The following is a 16,458-nucleotide window of genomic DNA, read 5'->3' on the forward strand; positions in this document are numbered from 1 at the left end:
CACCTTGCCTGAACCACTCACTGTGCCATCCGCGCTGACCGCGCAAGTCGAGCGCCTGATACCCAGTGCGCGCCTTGGTCGGTTGGGCCGCCTGCGTCGTGGGCTTGAAAAAGAGGGGCTGCGGGTTGATGCTACTGGCCACATTGCGCAAACGCCGCACCCGTACGCGCTGGGTTCGAAATTAACCCACCCGCATATCACCACCGACTACTCAGAGTCGCTGTTAGAGTACATCACGCCGGTTTACTCTCAGCCAGGTGAAGCGCTGTGCTTTCTATCTGACCTGCATACCTTTACCTATCACCATCTGCAAAACGAGTGGATCTGGCCCGGCAGCATGCCCTCTAGGCTATCCGGCAACGACAGCGTGCCGATTGCCGATTATGGCAGCTCCAACGTGGGCACCATGAAGCATGTTTACCGCAAAGGGTTGGACATGCGTTACGGCCGCATCATGCAGGCGATTGCAGGCGTTCATTACAACGTATCGCTGCCCGATGACATGTGGCACGCACTGCGCGAGTTGGAAAAAGCCAACAATATCCCCTTCAACGACTACCGCTCCACCCGCTATTTCGGCATGATCCGCCACTTCCGCCGCCATAGCTGGCTGCTGCTCTACCTGTTTGGCGCTTCCCCGGCCATCGATAAGAGCTTTTTGCCTGAGGGGCAGAAAGTGCCGGAAAAACTGCAGTCGCTTAGTGACGATACGTACTTTGCCCCCTATGCAACGACGCTACGTATGTCCGATCTGGGCTATCAAAACAAAGTACAGTCGCAGCTTAAAATCTGTTTCAACTCGCTCTCTAACTACGTTAATACCCTGCGTCACGCCATCTCTTCACCGTGGCCCGACTATGAAAAAATGGGCGTTAATGTGGACGGTGAGTGGCGTCAGTTGAACGCCAATATTCTCCAGATCGAGAACGAGTACTACAGCGATATTCGCCCCAAGCGGGTCGCCAAGCACAATGAAACGCCTAGCCAAGCCCTCGAAGCCCGCGGGGTGGAGTACATCGAAGTACGTTGTTTGGATTTAAACCCCTTCGACCCCCTGGGCGTTACTGAAGACCAGATGCGCTTTGTGGACACCTTTTTGATGTGGTGCCTGCTCAGCGACAGCCCGTGGATCTCCGACGAAGAGTGTGACCGCTTGGATGACAACCGCCGTTGGGTGGTGGAGCGGGGCCGTGATCCTGAACTCATGCTAATCAACCATGGTGAAACCACCTCGGTGCGTGAGTGGGGCGAACAAATTTTCGCCGAGATGGGCGAAGTTGCCCGCCTGCTGGATGCGGTCGAAGAGGGGAGCCCGCATGCTGACGCGCTGGCAAGCCTTGCGACACGCCTTGCAGACCCTTCGCTAACGCCTTCTGCCCAGGTGCTGGAACGGTTAAAAGCGAACGGCGGATCGCTAAGCGATTTGATGCTTAGCTTGGCCAAAGAGCAGGCCGAGCAGTTAAAAGCCGCGCCGATGCAGCGCAGTCGTGAAGCGCTGCTTGCTCAGCTGATTGAGACCTCACACCAGCAGCAGCACGATATTGAAGCCGCTGATAAAGAGACCTTCGAGGAGTTCTTGCAGGCCTATTTCACTAAAGCTCGTGAGTCCCGCGCCATGTCGGCGCTGCCATCTGAGGTTAGACAATGATTCTGCACTCCTTTCGCTCGGCCGCCCTGGCTGGTTTAGCCTTCTGCGTTTTAATGATGGCGGTAGCCCTGGGGCTTGAGCACATCGGCGGATATGAACCCTGCCCGCTGTGTATCTTTCAGCGCGTAGCGGTGATCGCCGCGGGCATCGTGTTTGCCATTGCCGCTATCCACAGCCCCGCCGGGCGTGTAGGCAAAGTGATTTACGGGCTGCTGTCGCTGGCTGCTGTGGGAACTGGTGCCTTTATCGCCGGCCGTCACGTTTGGCTACAAGGTTTGCCCGCCGATGAAGTACCTTCCTGCGGCCCTGGGCTCGATTACATGATGGATATTCTGCCCATGCAGGACGTGGTGGCCATGGTGTTAACCGGCTCAGGTGAGTGCGCCAATATCGACTTCTCCTTACTTGGCCTCTCGCTGCCCGCCTGGACGCTGATCGGTTTTGCCATCCTGGCTCTCGCCCCGCTGCGCATGCTGTTTTTTAAGAGCCGGGGATAGCCGTAAGGCAGCTATAAGGAGATCGGCATGCTTTATCGACACTTCACGACCCAGGAAGAGATCGACCGCGCCTACGACCCGATGATGGGGCGAGATCCGTTGGTGTTGGTAAAGGCGTGGCGTGAGCGCAGCGAAGCATCTCGTGACCGCCACCGCGCCAGTCACAAAGTAAGTCTCGATCTGCCTTATGGCCCAACGCTTGCGGAGCGCATGGATATCTTTCATGCCGATACACCTAATGCACCGGTGCATGTGTTTTTCCACGGCGGCTACTGGCGCTCGCTGAGCCATCGTGAATTTAGCTTTATCGTCGATGACTTGGTTAACGCCGGGATCACCGTCGCGGTGGTCAACTACGCGCTCTGCCCGCAGGTGCGCTTTAGCGAGTTGGTCCGGCAAAGCCAGGCAGCGGTGGCCTACGTTTATCGCCATGCCGCTGAATTGGACGTTGATCCGGAGCAGCTGAGTATTTCGGGGCACTCGGCAGGTGGGCATCTATGCGCAATGCTGATGTCGACGGACTGGGAGGGCGCGTTTGGCTTACCCAACCAGCTAATTCGCGGTGCACTCTGCATCAGCGGTTTATACGACCTGCGGCCATTCCCTTGGTCATGGCTGCAGCCCAAACTTCAGCTCAGCGGGCGCGATGTGCAGGAGTTCAGCCCCTTATGGCTGCCGTGCCGAGTACCTGCGCCTATAAAGCTGGTAGCAGGGAGCCTGGAGCCTGAAGAGTTCGAGCGCCAGATGAGCAGCTATGCTGAGCATTTGAGCCAGCAAGGCCAAACAGTGACTCAGCAGCTACTTCCTGACGTGGATCACTTCTCGATTCTTGAACACTATCTTAACGATGGCTGCTTCGTTGAGTGGATTAAAGATTTTCATGGGTTATAAGAACACGCCTTAGCTATGAGTGGAACGCAATAGCCTTCCGCGGGGGCGCTGTGAACCCATCCCTGGGCGCTACTTTCGCCATCCATGGCGAAAGACCCCCGCTGCAGGCTATTCCGTTCTTGTGCTTAGTGTTATCTCTCAATAAGCAATTTTATACGGCCGGAATCACCGCAGTCGCTTCGATTTCTACCTTGGCCTGATCCTCAACCAGCCCCGCCACCTGAACCATCGTCATCGCCGGAAAATGTTTACCCAGCACCTCACGGTAGGCAGCGCCCACCTCCTTAAGCCGCGCCAGATACTCCTGCTTGTCCGTCACATACCAGGTCAACCGCACGATATGCTCCGGGCCTGCGTTGGCCTCTTTTAAGATCGCCACGATATTCTGCAGCGCCTGATTCACTTGCACGACAAAGTCATCACTTTCAAATACCTGGTCGGCATTCCAACCAATCTGGCCGCCTACAAACACAGTTTGGCCCGAAGCCAGCACGCCGTTAGCGTAACCGACCGCTGCTTTCCAATGCGAAGGGTGAAGAAGCTGATGAAAGTTGGCGTCACTCATTATGGCTATCCTTATAGGTTTTCAACGATAAAGTGCTGGCGCATAGCCTCTGTCCAGGGCATTGGCTTACCGCTATTTAGATCCACATATACAAGGGTTGAATTACTGGTTAGGCGCTTCTGCTCACCGCAGTAAGCAGTGATTTGCAGCGTCAGGCTACTACGCCCAACGGTTTGAACCGCTAACTCAAAGGTGAGTCGTTCGCCTAACCGGCTCGGCGCGTGAAACTGGGTGTCGATAGCGGCGGTAGGAACCCCGGTGCCGCTCTCCACATGCAGTTGGTTAAAATCGCTCTGCACGATCTCCTCAAACCAATCCTCCACCACGGAGTTAATCATCTCGAAATAGCGGGGGTAAAAAACGATACCCGCCGGATCACAGTGCTGGAAACGGACTTTTCGCTGGGTAGTAAACGCCACTGTTTTCTCCTCCCTACACGCCCAGATAACGGTCACGAATGGCGCTGTCCAGCGCGGCGGGTTTGCCCTCCCACGCCGTGCAGCCTTTTTCCAGGATGGTGCAGCGGTCGGCGATGGGCAGAATTTCGCTTAACGACTTATCCACCAGCAGCGTGGCCTGGCCTTGCTCCTTGAGCAGGCGAATCGCCCGCCAGATCTCCTGACGAATAACCGGTGCTAAGCCTTCGGTAGCCTCATCCAGCACTAGTAGACGCGGATTGGTCATCAGCGCCCGGCCAATGGCCAGCATCTGCTGCTCACCGCCAGAGAGCGTTTTGGCCATTTGCGCACGGCGCTCCTCCAGGCGCGGAAACAGCGTTTCTACCTTCTCCAGCGTCCACTCACCCGGTCGTGCCGTCACTAACAGGTTTTCGCGCACCGACAAATTGGGGAAGCAGCGGCGTCCCTCCGGCACCAAACCAAGCCCCGCTTTCGCGATGCGGTAGGCGGGCAGTCGGCGTAGGTTCTGGGATTCAAACTCAATGGTGCCGCGGCTGGCCGGGGTTAGGCCGAATATCGAGCGAATAGTGGTGGTTTTACCCATACCATTGCGCCCCATCAAGGCGACCATTTCTCCAGCGTTTACTTCGAGATTAACGCCGAATAGCGCCTGAGAGGGGCCATAAAACGTTTCAATATTGGCAACTTTAAGCATCGGAATCTCCCAGGTAGGCTTCCCGGACGCGCGGGTTCTGCTTAATCGCCTGGCTATCCCCATGGGCGATAACACTACCGGAGACCAGTACTGAAATGCGGTCGGCAAGCCGAAACACCGCCTCCATATCGTGCTCTATCAGCAGGATGGGCACTTCCAGCTTAAGCGCCTCCAGCAGCTCGGTTAGCTTCGCCGAGCCTTCTGGGCCCAAGCCTGCCATGGGTTCATCGAGCAGCAGGGCGCGGGGTTTGAGCGCCAGAGCGCAAGCCACCTCAACCTGGCGGCGCTCCCCATGGGAAAGTTCAAATACCGGCGTCCAAGCGCGGTGACTAAGCTGCATACGCTCCAGCGCTTCGTAGGCGGGATCCAGCAGATTCCGGTCGCGGGCAACGGGTTTCCAGAAGCGAAAACTGTGACTCTGTAACGCTTGAACGCCCATCATCACATTACGCATGACCGAAAGCGGCTCGGCCAGCGATGAGACCTGAAAACTACGCCCCAGCCCAAGGCGCGCACGTTGAGCAATGCTCATGCCGGTCATTTCGGTGTCGGTTAGATAAACGCGGCCCTCATCAGGACGCAGGCTACCGGCTATTTGCCCGATCAGGGTCGATTTACCCGCTCCGTTCGGGCCTATTAGCGCGTGGATTTCGCCCTGCTTAAGATCTAACGAGACATCGTTAGTCGCCTGCAGTGCTCCAAAACGTTTATGCAGATTTTGCAGTGAAAGGACGACCTCACTCATTGCGTTCTCTCCCTGCTAGCCATCCCATCACGCCGTGCTTGGCAAACAGCACCACTCCAAGCAGTACAAGCCCCAGGAAGAGTTGCCAATACTGGGTGACTCCCCCCAGAAAGGTTTCCATCATCACAAACAGCACCGCACCGGCTAACGGGCCGTAAAGACGCCCAACGCCGCCCAAAATGACGATGACCATCAGTTCCCCGGAGAAGTGCCAGCTGAGCATTGTGGGGCTAACAAAGCCGTTGAGGTCCGCATAGAGCGCACCAGCAAGCCCGGTAATCGCCGCAGAGATGACAAAGGCTGCCAAGCGAATGGGGTAGGGGCTGATCCCCGCGGTAGCTAGGCGCACATCATTAAGCCGTGCCATGGTCAAGGCAGCGCCAAAACGGGATTTCATCATCCGTGAGGTAATCGCCATAGCCAGCACTAAGCCAATAAAACAGATCAGGAAATAGGTGAGTGCATTGCTGCTATCGACTAGCGGCAAGGTGTTACGTATGTAAATCGGCAGGCCATCCTCGCCGCCATAGGTGGGCCAGGAGTTGGCAAAATAGTAGATCATCTGCGCAAAGGCGAGAGTGATCATGATGAAATAGACACCGGTAGTGCGCAGGGAAATGGCGCCGATGGCCAGCGCCAGTAGCGCGCAGAGGAGAACCGCCGCGAGCCAAACCACCAGTAAATTGTCGCTGCCCGGCACGCTGAAAGGCCACGTCATAAATGGGGTCATATCAAAAGCGTGATAAGCACTGATGCCTGCCACATAGCCACCTAGGCCGAAATAGGCCGCGTGGCCAAAGCTCACCATGCCCCCATAGCCAATGGCCAGGTTAAGGCCAACGGCCGCCATGGCAATAATGGTGATACGCGAGGCCAGATTGACGTAATAAATGTGGCCTGAGAAATAAGCCAACACCGGTAGCAGTAACAGCAGGCCGAGTAGGGCCATCTGAACCAGCCCTTTGCGGTCAAAAGGTCTATCCGCTTCGGGCGCTAGCGCGGCGTTCTTGGACAAGGAAGTGTTGTTAGTCATGGGCAGAGAACAGTCCCTTAGGTTTGAACGCAAGGATGACGGCCATGAGGATATAGATCAGCATCGCGGCCAACGCTGAACCGACGCCGGTCGCCTCAGACGGCGGCATAAACGTTTGAAAGAAGATAGGCAAATAGACCCGACCCAAGGTGTCGACAATACCCACCAGCAGGGCACCGAGTAGCGCACCTTTAATGGAGCCGATACCGCCAATGACGATCACGACAAACGCTAAAATGAGCACCGGCTCGCCCATACCTACCTGTACAGATTGCAATGCGCCTACTAACGCGCCGGCTAAACCCGCTAACGCCGCCCCCAAAGCAAACACCAAGGTATAGAGTTTTGAAATATTGACCCCCAGCGCACCAATCATTTCGCGATCGCTTTCACCTGCCCGAATGCGCATACCGAGTCGAGTTCGCGAGATAAGCAAGTAAAGGGCAATCGAAATAGCGATACCCACTCCAATCAACATCAGCCGATAGATGGGGTAGCGGGTATCACCTGGCAGGGTGACAAACCCCGTCAGCCAAGAAGGAGGACTCAACCATAGGGGTGAAGAACCAAAAATCCAGCGCGTGCCTTCTGAGAAGATCAGTATTAGCGCAAAGGTTGCCAATACCTGATCAAGATGAGGGCGATGGTAAAGTCGGCGTATCACCAACAGTTCTACCAGTGCACCTACCAGGGCGGCCGCAGTCATCCCAGCAGCCAGTCCAATCAGAAAAGAGCCCGTTGAGGCAGTCACCGCTGCCGTGGCGTAGGCGCCCACCATATAAAAAGAGCCATGGGCAAGATTGATCAGCCCCATCACCCCAAACACCAAAGTGAGGCCGCTGGCCATCAAAAACAGCATCGTGCCAAGCTGCACGCCGTTCAGTAATTGCTCTATCAGCAGAGTAACGGACACGTTGGGCATCCTTAGCGAAGGTAAAGAGAAAAGGCTGGGTGGCTACACCCAGCCGAGTCGGCATTACATCTGGCACTGTTCGTAATAGACGTCCTGAATATCTTCAATAGCGATACCAATCAGGCGATTGGTGGGCTCACCATCGTCACCCTCCACCACTTCGCGCACGTAAATATCCTGGATTGGGTGCTGGTTGGGGCCGAAGCGGAACTCACCGCGTACGCTGTCAAAGTCAGCGGCCCGCAGCGCCTCGCGGAAGGCGTCTTTGTCATCGGGGTGTGCAGTTTCAAGCGCGCTAAGAATCAGGTTGGCGGTGTCGTAACCTTGTGCCGCGTATAGCGTTGGCGTGCGGTCATAGGCTTCCCGGAAGCCCTCTACAAAGCGATCGTTGGCCTCGTTTTCCAGGTCATAGGCCCATAGCGAGGTGTTGCGTGCGCCTATCGCCGCACTGCCTACCGCTTTGATGAGGATTTCATCAAACGAGAAGGCGGCGCCAAAGATCGGCATATCGACACCGGAGCTTTCCCACTGCTTCATAAACGAGATGCCCATACCGCCGGGTAAGAAGAAGAACAAGCTGTCGGCATCGCTATCGCGAATCTGGGCAATTTCAGCCGCGTAGTCGGTCTGGCCCATTTGGGTGTAAAGCTCGCCAACGACCTCACCCTCATAAAGGTGTTTGAAGCCTGCCAGTGCATCGGTGCCAGCAGGGTAGTTGGGCGCCATGATGATGGGGCGCTCATACCCCTCTTCGCGCATGTAGGCACCCATGGCGCCGTGCAGGTTGTCGTTCTGGTAAGCGACGTTGAAGTAGTTCTCGTGGCACATTCGCCCTGCCAAATCGGAGGGCCCAGCATTAGGTGACAGGTAGAAGGTGCCCTGGCGTACCACCGAAGGAACGACCGCCATTGCCAGGTTGGACCAGATAATGCCAGTAAGAATATCGACCTCATCACGCTGCATAAACTCGTTGGCCAGCGTGCGTGCCAGGTCGGGGCGTCTCGCGTCATCCTGAATCAGCACTTCCACGTCGTCGCGGCCCGACTGCTCAAGGGCCAGCATGAAACCGTCGCGAACGTCCACACCCAGGTGCGAACCGCCGCCTGAGAGGGTGGTGATCATGCCGATCTTGACGTCATCAGCGTGAGCCGTTACCAGGCTGGAGGAGAGCAGTAAGCCAAGGCCAAAGCGGGATATCATTTTCATGGATCATTCCTCATTTTTTTAATCGTTTATTACTTAGAGGGTCATGCGTTGGTGCTATTAGTTTTGGTGCTGTTGATGTTAGTGCTATTCACATTGATGCCAGGAGAGCCAGCGCTCAGGTAATGCTCCTGGCTCAGCCGAAAGCGCTGAACCTTACCCGTGGGTGTTTTAGGTAGTGCCTCGATAAATCGTATGGAGCGAGGGTACTTATACGGCGCGATGGTCTGCTTCACGAAGTCCTGCAACATTTGCTGACACTCTTCATCTTGCTGAAAACCATCGTTTAGAACAACAAAAGCCTCGACAATTTGGCCGCGCTCCTGGCTGGGCGCTCCGATCACCGCGCACTCTTTCACGGCAGGGTGAGCCAGCAGGGCTGCTTCCACCTCGGGGCCTGCGATGTTATAGCCTGCCGAGACGATCATGTCGTCGTTGCGGGCTGCGAAGTGGAAGTAACCCTCCTCATCCTGGTAAAACGCATCACCGGTGATATTCCAGCCCGCCTTTACATACTTTTGCTGGCGCTTATCGGCCAGGTAGCGGCAGCCGGTAGGGCCGCGCACGGCCAGTTTGCCGACCGTGCCGTGGGGCACATCATTCATCTCGTCATCAACAATACGCGCTTCGTAACCGGTCACCGGCTTGCCGGTACAGCTGGGGCGATGGTCATCCAGACGGTTGGAGATAAAGATGTGCAGCATCTCTGTCGCGCCGATGCCATCGAGGATGGGCGTACCGGTTTGCTTGATCCAGTCATGATAAATCGGTGCGGGCAGGGTTTCGCCAGCGGAAACCGCCACGCGCAGACTGCTCAAATCCTCATGGCTGGTAGGCGCCGACAGCATCGCCCGGTAGGCCGTCGGTGCGGTGAAGACCACCGTGGCCTGATACTCGCGGATAATGTCCATCATATTGGGCGGGGAGGCGTGTTCGAGTAGTACGGCGGTGGCGCCGAAGCGCAGCGGGAAAATGGCCAGCCCGCCCAGGCCAAAGGTAAATGCCAGCGGCGGCGAACCGACGAACACGTCCTCGGGTGTTACCTGTAGGACTTCCTTGGCGTAGCCGTCAGCAATGACCAGCAGGTCGCGGTGAAAGTGCATGGTGGCTTTGGGTGAGCCGGTAGTGCCAGAGGTAAACCCCAGCAGCGCCACATCGTCGGCGGCGGTATCCACCGCTTTAAAGGAGGCGGGTTTGCCCAGCGCTAAACGGTCAAGCTCTGCGTCGTGGTTAGCTGTGCCATCAAAGCCAACCACACGTTTGAGCGCCGGGCTATGTTGTTGGCACTCAATCAGTTCATCGAGCAGGCGGGTATCGCAGAGGGCGAGGCTGATTGCCGCTTTATCGATTACCTGGCATAGCTCTTTGGTGCGCAGCATCGGCATGGTGTTGACCACCACGGCGCCGGCCTTGGTGGCGGCCAGCCAGCAGGCCACCATGGCCGGGTTGTTCGCCGAACGGATCAATACCCGCTGGCCGGGAACCACGCCCAGGTCTTCGACTAGCACGTGAGCAAGGCGGTTGGTCCACTCGGTGAGCTCTTGATAGGTGCGACGACGGCCATTGCCCGCTAAGGCAATTCGTTCACCGTAACCCTGGTCGAGCAGCCGGTCGCAGAGTTCAACGCCCGCGTTAAGTCGTTGGGGATAATTGTAGCCCGCGAGCAGGAACTCAGGCTGACAATCAGTGGGTGGCAGGTTATCCCGCGCAAAAGTATCAGCATGGGCCGACTGGATGTACATGACCAACCTCCGTATTTGGTGTCGTTGTTTATTCCTGCCCAAGCCATATAGGAATCAGATCCTTCTCAGATGGTGTTCTGCACCTCTTTGGTCTCGAGAGCAGGCTTCCGCGAGGGCGCTGTGAACCCTTCCTTGGGCGCTACTTTTGACATCTGACCGCCATGGATGGCGGGAATGGCGGAATTGTCAGGAACATTTTCCGGCCCTGTCAAAAGACCCTCGCTTCAACCTGCTCTCTTCTCCCGTTAACGAAGATATTCAAAGACGTCATTTCCAACTGTGATGGCCCTGGGGCAGGGATACGGTGTCTGGCGTTGTGTTTTATTGTTTTTGAGAGCTACTGTACGGTTTTTTGCTATTTACTCTTCCGCGAGCATGCTGCGGGCGATGACTACTTTTTGTACATCTGAGGCACCTTCATAAATACGCAGCGCGCGGATTTCCCGGTAGAGGCTTTCGATAATATGGCCTTTGCGAACGCCGTCGCCGCCGTGAAGCTGTACTGCCTGGTCAATCACCTGCTGGGCCTGGTCGGTGGCAAATAGCTTGGCCATTGCCGCTTCGCGAGTTACCCGCTCCGCGCCTTGATCTTTCGTCCAAGCAGCGCGGTAAACCAGAAGGGCGGCGGCATCCACGTTTAGCGCCATATCGGCCAAGTGGCCCTGCACCATTTGTAGATCAGCAAGAGTGGCGCCAAACAGCTCCCGGGAGCGGCTGCGGGAGAGCGACTCTTCCAGTGCCCTGCGGGCGAAGCCCAGGGCTGCCGCGCCAACCGTGGAGCGGAAAACGTCCAGCACCGACATGGCGATCTTAAAGCCCTGCCCAGGCTTGCCGATCAAGGCGCTAGCAGGCAGCACCATATCGTCGAAGCCCAGCCGTGCCAGCGGGTGAGGTGCCACCGACTCCAGGCGCTCACGAATCTCCAGTCCGGGTGTGTCGGCAGGCACTAAAAAGGCCGAAAGGCCTTTGGCACCGGGACCTTCGCCGGTGCGGGCAAAGACCGTGTAGACGTCGGCGATGCCGCCGTTAGAGATCCAGATCTTTTCGCCATTTAAGCGGTAGCTGTCGCCATCGCGCTCGGCGGTAGTATCCAGTTGGGCCACATCAGATCCCGAGCGTGGCTCGCTCAGGGCAAACGCGGAAATGGCTTCACCGCGCCGGGTTTTGTCCAGCCACTGCTTCTGTTCATCGCTGCCATAAAGGCTGATGGCGCCGGTTCCCAGCCCCTGCATGGCAAATGAAAAATCGGCCAGGCCATCATGGCGAGCCAGGGTTTCACGGATCAGGCAGAGACTGCGCACATCGATATGCTCGCCCGCTGTGCCTTCCAGAAACCCGGCCTTGCCTAAATCGCGTACCAGTTGAATACAGGTGGCATCCACGTCGCTGTGGTCGCGGGGAAGTTCAGAGCGGCACCACGCTTCGAGCTGCTGGGAAAGTTCGCGGTGCCTGGCCTCGAAAAAGGGCCACGCTAGAAAGCTCGTGTCGCTCATTAGTCCCCCTTGAACTCAGGTTTTTGTTTGGCTACAAAGGCGTGGTAGGCGCGCGCGAAATCGTTGGTCTGCATGCAGATCGCCTGGGCCTGGGCTTCTGATTCGATGGCCTGCTCCAGGCTCATGGACCACTCCTGATTTAGCTGGGTCTTGGTAATGCTGTGGGCAAAGGTGGGCCCACTAGCCAGCCGGGTGGCGTAGGCGATGGCGTCTTCTTCGAGAGCGTCCGATTCGACCACGCGATTGTAGAAGCCCCACTGCAGGCCTTCCTCGGCACTCATGCTGCGGCCGCTGTAGAGCAGGTCGGCGGCACGGCCCTGGCCGATAATGCGCGGTAGCATGGCGCAGGCGCCCATATCGCAGCCCGCCAAGCCCACCCGGGTAAAGAGGAATGCCGTGCTGGCGCGTGGGGTGGCAAAACGAATATCCGAGGACATGGCGATAATCGCCCCTGCGCCCACGCAAATGCCGTCGACAGCGGCAATGATCGGTTTGCCGCAGTTCAGCATCGCCTTGACCAGATCCCCGGTCATGCGGGTGAACTCGAGCAGGCCCTTCATATCCTTGCCCACCAGGGGGCCGATGATTTCGTGAACATCGCCGCCGGAGCAGAAGTTCTCACCGTTGGAGGTAAATACCACGGCATGCACATCCGAGGCATAGACCAGGTCACGAAAGGTGTCGCGTAGCTCAGCGTAGCTCTCAAAGGTCAGCGGGTTTTTGCGCTCTGGGCGATTCAACCGGATAACGGCGACACCACCTCTCATTTCCCAAATAAAATGCTCGGGGGCTAAGTCAGCCATGCTCTTCATACTCTTGTTCTCGCCTGTCAGTGATTAATCTGTGCCGCCGTCGTTAAGATAAGGAGGCGTCTTTAGAGGCAGCCGGCAAGCGGTGCAGCAGTTCGCCTATGTGGTGAGCGTCCTCTTCGGTTACCCCCTCAAACAGCGCATTGATCCAGCGCTCATGCTCAACGGCCATGGCCCTGAAGCTTTCGCGACCAGTGCTGGTCAGGCAGACCCGCGTGGCGCGCCGGTCGCCATCAATGGCAATACGCTCCACGGCGCCATCCTCTACTAAGCGGTCAATAATGCCGGTGACGTTGCCGTTGGAAACCCGCAGCCGCTTGGAGAGCTCGTTCATTTTTAGGCCCTCCTCCGCGGCATATAGCGCGGCCATCACATCAAAACGCGGCAGCGTAGAGTCATGCTCAGTGCGCAGGCGTTCACGCAGCTCGGACTCCACCTGACGGGTAACCCGTAGCATGCGCAGCCATAAGCGCAGGCGCTCCTTGCTTAAGCTTTCTGCCGTCATACCTCTCCTCCTGAGATTGAGATCGCCTGTCCGTTGATTGCGCCACTGTTAGGCCCGCATAGCCATAGGGCCGTTGCGGTGACTTCCGCAGGTGTGACTAAGCGGCCGGTGGGGTTGGTCGATTGAAAGTGCGCGGTGGCTTGTTCGGCTGACTGGCCGGTTTTGGTCACAATATTCTCCACGCTGGCGGCCAGTAACGGCGTATCGGTAAAGCCGGGGCAGAGCGCATTAACGGTCATATCGCGGGTGGCGGTTTCAGCCGCCAGAGAACGTACCAACCCCACTACGCCATGCTTTGCCGCGCAGTAAGCGCCCACATATGCGTAACCTTTAAGGCCCGCAGTGGAGGCAACGGCGATAAGGCGCCCGCCGTCGTTCAACTGCTTCAAGCCCTCGCGCAGGGTCAGAAACACTCCGCTAAGGTTGACGTTCAACATGCGCTGCCACTGCTCGAAGGAGGTCTTGGCGAACGGCGCGCTCTCTGCCGCCCCGGCGTTGGCAATAACGATATCCACACTGCCGATCTTCTCGAATAGCGCCACCATGGCGGCTTCGTCGGTGACATCGACCACCGCGAAGTGAATGGCGTTGTGCTGCTCTGCGACGGCTTGAAGAGCAGCCTCCCGACGGCCGGTAATGGTGACGTCGGCGCCTGCTTGAGCAAAGGCCAGAGCCATATCTGCACCGATACCGCTGCCGCCGCCGGTAATCACCGCCCGCTTGCCAGCCAGGCTGTTCGCTGCCGAGTTTCTAACGGATTGGCTCATACCCAGCCCTCGCCACGTTCGGCCAAGCGCTGTAGCTGATCGGCGCCGGCTCGGTAGGGCGCCGGCCACTCCACCTCACTATCGCCCAGCCCCGCAGCAACGTGCAGTAGCCAGTAGGGATCGGCAAGATGAGGGCGAGCGATACAGACTAAGTCGGCGCGCCCAGCCATCAGAATTGAGTTCACATGGTCGGCCTGATAGATATTGCCCACCGCCATGGTGGCGATTGGCGTCTCATTACGAATCCGGTCAGAGAAGGGCGTTTGGAACATACGTCCATAGACGGGTTTTGCCTGAGTCGAGGTTTGCCCGGCAGAGACATCGACAATATCCACCTCCGCGTCGCGCAGCCGTTTGGCGATCTCTACCGCATCGTCGGGGGTGATGCCTTCAGCGCCGCACCAGTCGTTGGCAGAAATGCGCACCGACAGCGGCTTATGGGCAGGCCACACGCGACGCACGGCGTTGATCACTTCAAGCGGGTAGCGCAGCCGGTTATCCAGTGAGCCGCCATACTCATCGTCACGGTGGTTGGTTAATGGCGTGATAAACGAAGAGAGCAGGTAGCCGTGGGCGGCGTGAATCTCGATCATGTCGAAACCTGCGCGATCGGCCATCTGCGCCGCGCTAACGAACTCGTCACGCACGCGATCCATATCGCGCCGATCCATGGCTTTGGGTACTTGATTGCGCGCTGACCAGGGCTGTGCTGAAGCTGCCAATATTGGCCAATTGCCATCCGCGAGCGGGGCATCCATTTCCTGCCAGCCCAGTTGAGTAGAGCCTTTTGCTCCTGAGTGGCCGATTTGGGCGCACAGCTTGGCCTTGGTTTCCGTGTGCACGAAATCACAAAGACGCTTCCACGCCGCTTCGTGTTCAGGGGCGTACAAACCTGGGCAGCCGGGGGTAATACGCCCGGTGGGGCTGACGCAGGTCATCTCGGTATACACCAGGCCTGCGCCACCCTTGGCGCGCTCTGCGTAGTGGCTAAAGTGCCAATCGGTAGGGCAGCCATCGACGGCTTTGTACTGGGCCATTGGGGAGACCACCACGCGATTAACCAGGGTCATATCGCGCAGTTGATAAGGCGCAAACATCGGTGCGCGGGCGCTGCCAGGGTTGCCCGCCTGGGTTTGAAACCAGCGCTCTGCGCTCTCCAGCCAATTTGGGTCGCGCACCCGTAAGTTTTCGTGGCTAATGCGCTGGGAGCGGGTTAACAGCGAGTAGTTGAACTGTACCGGGTCGAGATCCAGGTAGCGCTCTATCTGCTCAAACCACTCGGTGGAGTTGCGTGCGGCTGACTGAAGGCGCAGCACTTCGAAGCGGCGATCCTCTTCATAGCGAGCAACGGCAGCTTCCGAACTGTTTTCACTGTGCAAGTAATTAGCCAGTGCAATGGCGCTCTCCAGGGCGAGCTTGGAGCCGGAGCCGATCGAGAAATGCGCGGTGGCGGCGGCGTCACCCATCAGCACCACGTTCTCATAGCTCCAGCGTTCGCAAAGTACTCGTGGAAAGTTTATCCACGCTGAGCCACGAATATGGTTGGCGTTGGTCATCAGCGCGTGGCCGTCAAGATGCTTGGCAAAGATACGCTCGCAGACGGCTATCGACTCCTGCTGGTTCATTTCGCCAAAGCCAAACGCCTGCCAGGTGGCTTCACTGCACTCAACGATAAAGGTCGCCGTATCCTTATCAAACTGATAGGCGTGGGCCCATACCCAGCCATGCTCGGTCTTCTCGAAAATAAAGGTGAAGGCATCGTTGAAGGTTTGATGGGTGCCCAGCCAAACGAACTTACACGCCCGTACATCAATGTCGGGCTTGAAGTGGTCGGCGTAAGTTTGGCGGGTGCGGGAGTTGAGACCGTCGGCGGCCAGTACCAGGTCATATTCACGACGGAGCTGCTCAATGGAGGCTTCCGTTATATCGGTTTCAAAGCGCATCTCTACGCCCAGCTCACGAGCGCGCTCTTGGAGCAGAATCAGCAGTTGGCGGCGGCCAATGCCACAGAATCCGTGACCTGTAGAAACGGTTTTAACGCCCTTATGAACGACCGCAATATCGTCCCAATAGGCGAAATGCTCGCGAATTCGCTCTGCGCTGACCGGGTCGTTGGCGGCCAGGTTGTCGAGGGTTTCGTCTGACAGCACCACGCCCCAACCGAAAGTGTCGTCTGCACGGTTGCGCTCAATCACCACCATCTCATGGGAGGGGTCGTGTAACTTCATGCTGATAGCGAAATAGAGGCCGGCAGGCCCTCCACCCAGGCAGGCGATTCTCATTTTTATTCTCCACTGGAAACACACTCATTTCTGAAGATAGGAGAAGGTTTTATAAAATTCAAGCATAAACTTTTTAAGCTTAAAGTATTTTTCTGTGAGTAGGCTTGTGAGCGTTTAAAACCCTCATGCGGCTCTGCTCGCAATGGTGGCCGGAAGATGAGAGCATGAATAGACGCAGGAATATGGCAGTGGCAGCCGCTTGAGGGCGCTGGTTATCAGCTATAGAAGAAAGCGTTATGGGCAGTGAACTTT

16 protein-coding genes are annotated in these 16,458 nt (G+C 57.3%); 3 read left to right on the forward strand and 13 right to left on the reverse strand.

Annotation, left to right across the window (positions count from 1 at the left end; genetic code table 11):
- Nucleotides 1-4: 4 nt before the first annotated feature.
- The 3 genes from gshA to KF947_RS19040 are packed head-to-tail and all read left to right on the forward strand — an operon-like array spanning nucleotide 5 to nucleotide 3,036.
- Nucleotides 5-1,648: a glutamate--cysteine ligase gene (gene gshA / locus KF947_RS19030; protein WP_227404805.1), complete on the forward strand. Its 1,644-nt coding sequence runs from the start codon at nucleotides 5-7 to the stop codon at nucleotides 1,646-1,648.
- Nucleotides 1,645-2,145 (forward strand): disulfide bond formation protein B, encoded by a 501-nt coding sequence (locus tag KF947_RS19035; protein ID WP_133730294.1) that lies wholly within the window; start codon nucleotides 1,645-1,647, stop codon nucleotides 2,143-2,145. The genes gshA and KF947_RS19035 overlap by 4 nt, the downstream gene beginning before the upstream one ends.
- 27 nt (nucleotides 2,146-2,172) lie before the next feature.
- Nucleotides 2,173-3,036, forward strand: coding sequence for an alpha/beta hydrolase (locus KF947_RS19040; protein ID WP_133730295.1), 864 nt, complete (start codon nucleotides 2,173-2,175; stop codon nucleotides 3,034-3,036).
- Between the two features lie 151 nt (nucleotides 3,037-3,187).
- Here KF947_RS19040 and KF947_RS19045 read toward each other — a convergent pair whose 3' ends face one another.
- From KF947_RS19045 to KF947_RS19105, 13 genes are all read right to left on the reverse strand, one after another.
- The gene (locus KF947_RS19045) at nucleotides 3,188-3,601 is read right to left on the reverse strand and encodes a RidA family protein (protein WP_133730296.1); all 414 of its coding nucleotides are present in this window, start codon (nucleotides 3,599-3,601) and stop codon (nucleotides 3,188-3,190) included.
- Nucleotides 3,602-3,612: 11 nt separating this feature from the next.
- The gene (locus tag KF947_RS19050) at nucleotides 3,613-4,020 is read right to left on the reverse strand and encodes an acyl-CoA thioesterase (RefSeq protein WP_133730297.1); all 408 of its coding nucleotides are present in this window, start codon (nucleotides 4,018-4,020) and stop codon (nucleotides 3,613-3,615) included.
- Between the two features lie 13 nt (nucleotides 4,021-4,033).
- A complete protein-coding gene (locus tag KF947_RS19055) occupies nucleotides 4,034-4,714 on the reverse strand; it encodes an ABC transporter ATP-binding protein (RefSeq protein ID WP_133730298.1) in 681 nt (226 codons plus the stop codon).
- Entirely contained in the window at nucleotides 4,707-5,459 is a 753-nt protein-coding gene (locus KF947_RS19060) for an ABC transporter ATP-binding protein (protein ID WP_133730299.1), read from the reverse strand. The genes KF947_RS19055 and KF947_RS19060 overlap by 8 nt, the downstream gene beginning before the upstream one ends.
- Nucleotides 5,452-6,492: a branched-chain amino acid ABC transporter permease gene (locus KF947_RS19065; protein ID WP_227404806.1), complete on the reverse strand. Its 1,041-nt coding sequence runs from the start codon at nucleotides 6,490-6,492 to the stop codon at nucleotides 5,452-5,454. Before KF947_RS19065 ends, KF947_RS19060 begins: the two co-directional genes overlap by 8 nt.
- Nucleotides 6,485-7,405, reverse strand: a complete 921-nt coding sequence (locus tag KF947_RS19070) for a branched-chain amino acid ABC transporter permease (RefSeq protein WP_133730300.1) — start codon at nucleotides 7,403-7,405, stop codon at nucleotides 6,485-6,487. Before KF947_RS19070 ends, KF947_RS19065 begins: the two co-directional genes overlap by 8 nt.
- Nucleotides 7,406-7,468: 63 nt before the next feature.
- Complete coding sequence (locus KF947_RS19075) at nucleotides 7,469-8,611, reverse strand: ABC transporter substrate-binding protein (protein WP_223288213.1); 1,143 nt, start codon at nucleotides 8,609-8,611, stop codon at nucleotides 7,469-7,471.
- Between the two features lie 41 nt (nucleotides 8,612-8,652).
- The gene (locus KF947_RS19080) at nucleotides 8,653-10,350 is read right to left on the reverse strand and encodes a benzoate-CoA ligase family protein (RefSeq protein WP_227404807.1); all 1,698 of its coding nucleotides are present in this window, start codon (nucleotides 10,348-10,350) and stop codon (nucleotides 8,653-8,655) included.
- 359 nt (nucleotides 10,351-10,709) lie between these two features.
- Nucleotides 10,710-11,843, reverse strand: a complete 1,134-nt coding sequence (locus KF947_RS19085; protein ID WP_227404808.1) for an acyl-CoA dehydrogenase family protein — start codon at nucleotides 11,841-11,843, stop codon at nucleotides 10,710-10,712.
- Nucleotides 11,843-12,646 (reverse strand): enoyl-CoA hydratase family protein, encoded by an 804-nt coding sequence (locus tag KF947_RS19090; RefSeq protein WP_413614111.1) that lies wholly within the window; start codon nucleotides 12,644-12,646, stop codon nucleotides 11,843-11,845. The genes KF947_RS19085 and KF947_RS19090 overlap by 1 nt, the downstream gene beginning before the upstream one ends.
- Nucleotides 12,647-12,698: 52 nt before the next feature.
- Nucleotides 12,699-13,157, reverse strand: a complete 459-nt coding sequence (locus tag KF947_RS19095; protein WP_227404809.1) for a MarR family winged helix-turn-helix transcriptional regulator — start codon at nucleotides 13,155-13,157, stop codon at nucleotides 12,699-12,701.
- The gene (locus tag KF947_RS19100; protein WP_227404810.1) at nucleotides 13,154-13,924 is read right to left on the reverse strand and encodes an SDR family NAD(P)-dependent oxidoreductase; all 771 of its coding nucleotides are present in this window, start codon (nucleotides 13,922-13,924) and stop codon (nucleotides 13,154-13,156) included. The genes KF947_RS19095 and KF947_RS19100 overlap by 4 nt, the downstream gene beginning before the upstream one ends.
- Nucleotides 13,921-16,206 (reverse strand): bifunctional salicylyl-CoA 5-hydroxylase/oxidoreductase, encoded by a 2,286-nt coding sequence (locus KF947_RS19105; protein WP_227404811.1) that lies wholly within the window; start codon nucleotides 16,204-16,206, stop codon nucleotides 13,921-13,923. Before KF947_RS19105 ends, KF947_RS19100 begins: the two co-directional genes overlap by 4 nt.
- Between the last annotated feature and the right edge of the window lie 252 nt (nucleotides 16,207-16,458).

It is taken from the genome of Halomonas sp. FeN2, from assembly GCF_020595105.1.
GTDB classification, from domain to species: Bacteria; Pseudomonadota; Gammaproteobacteria; order Pseudomonadales; family Halomonadaceae; genus Vreelandella; species Vreelandella neptunia.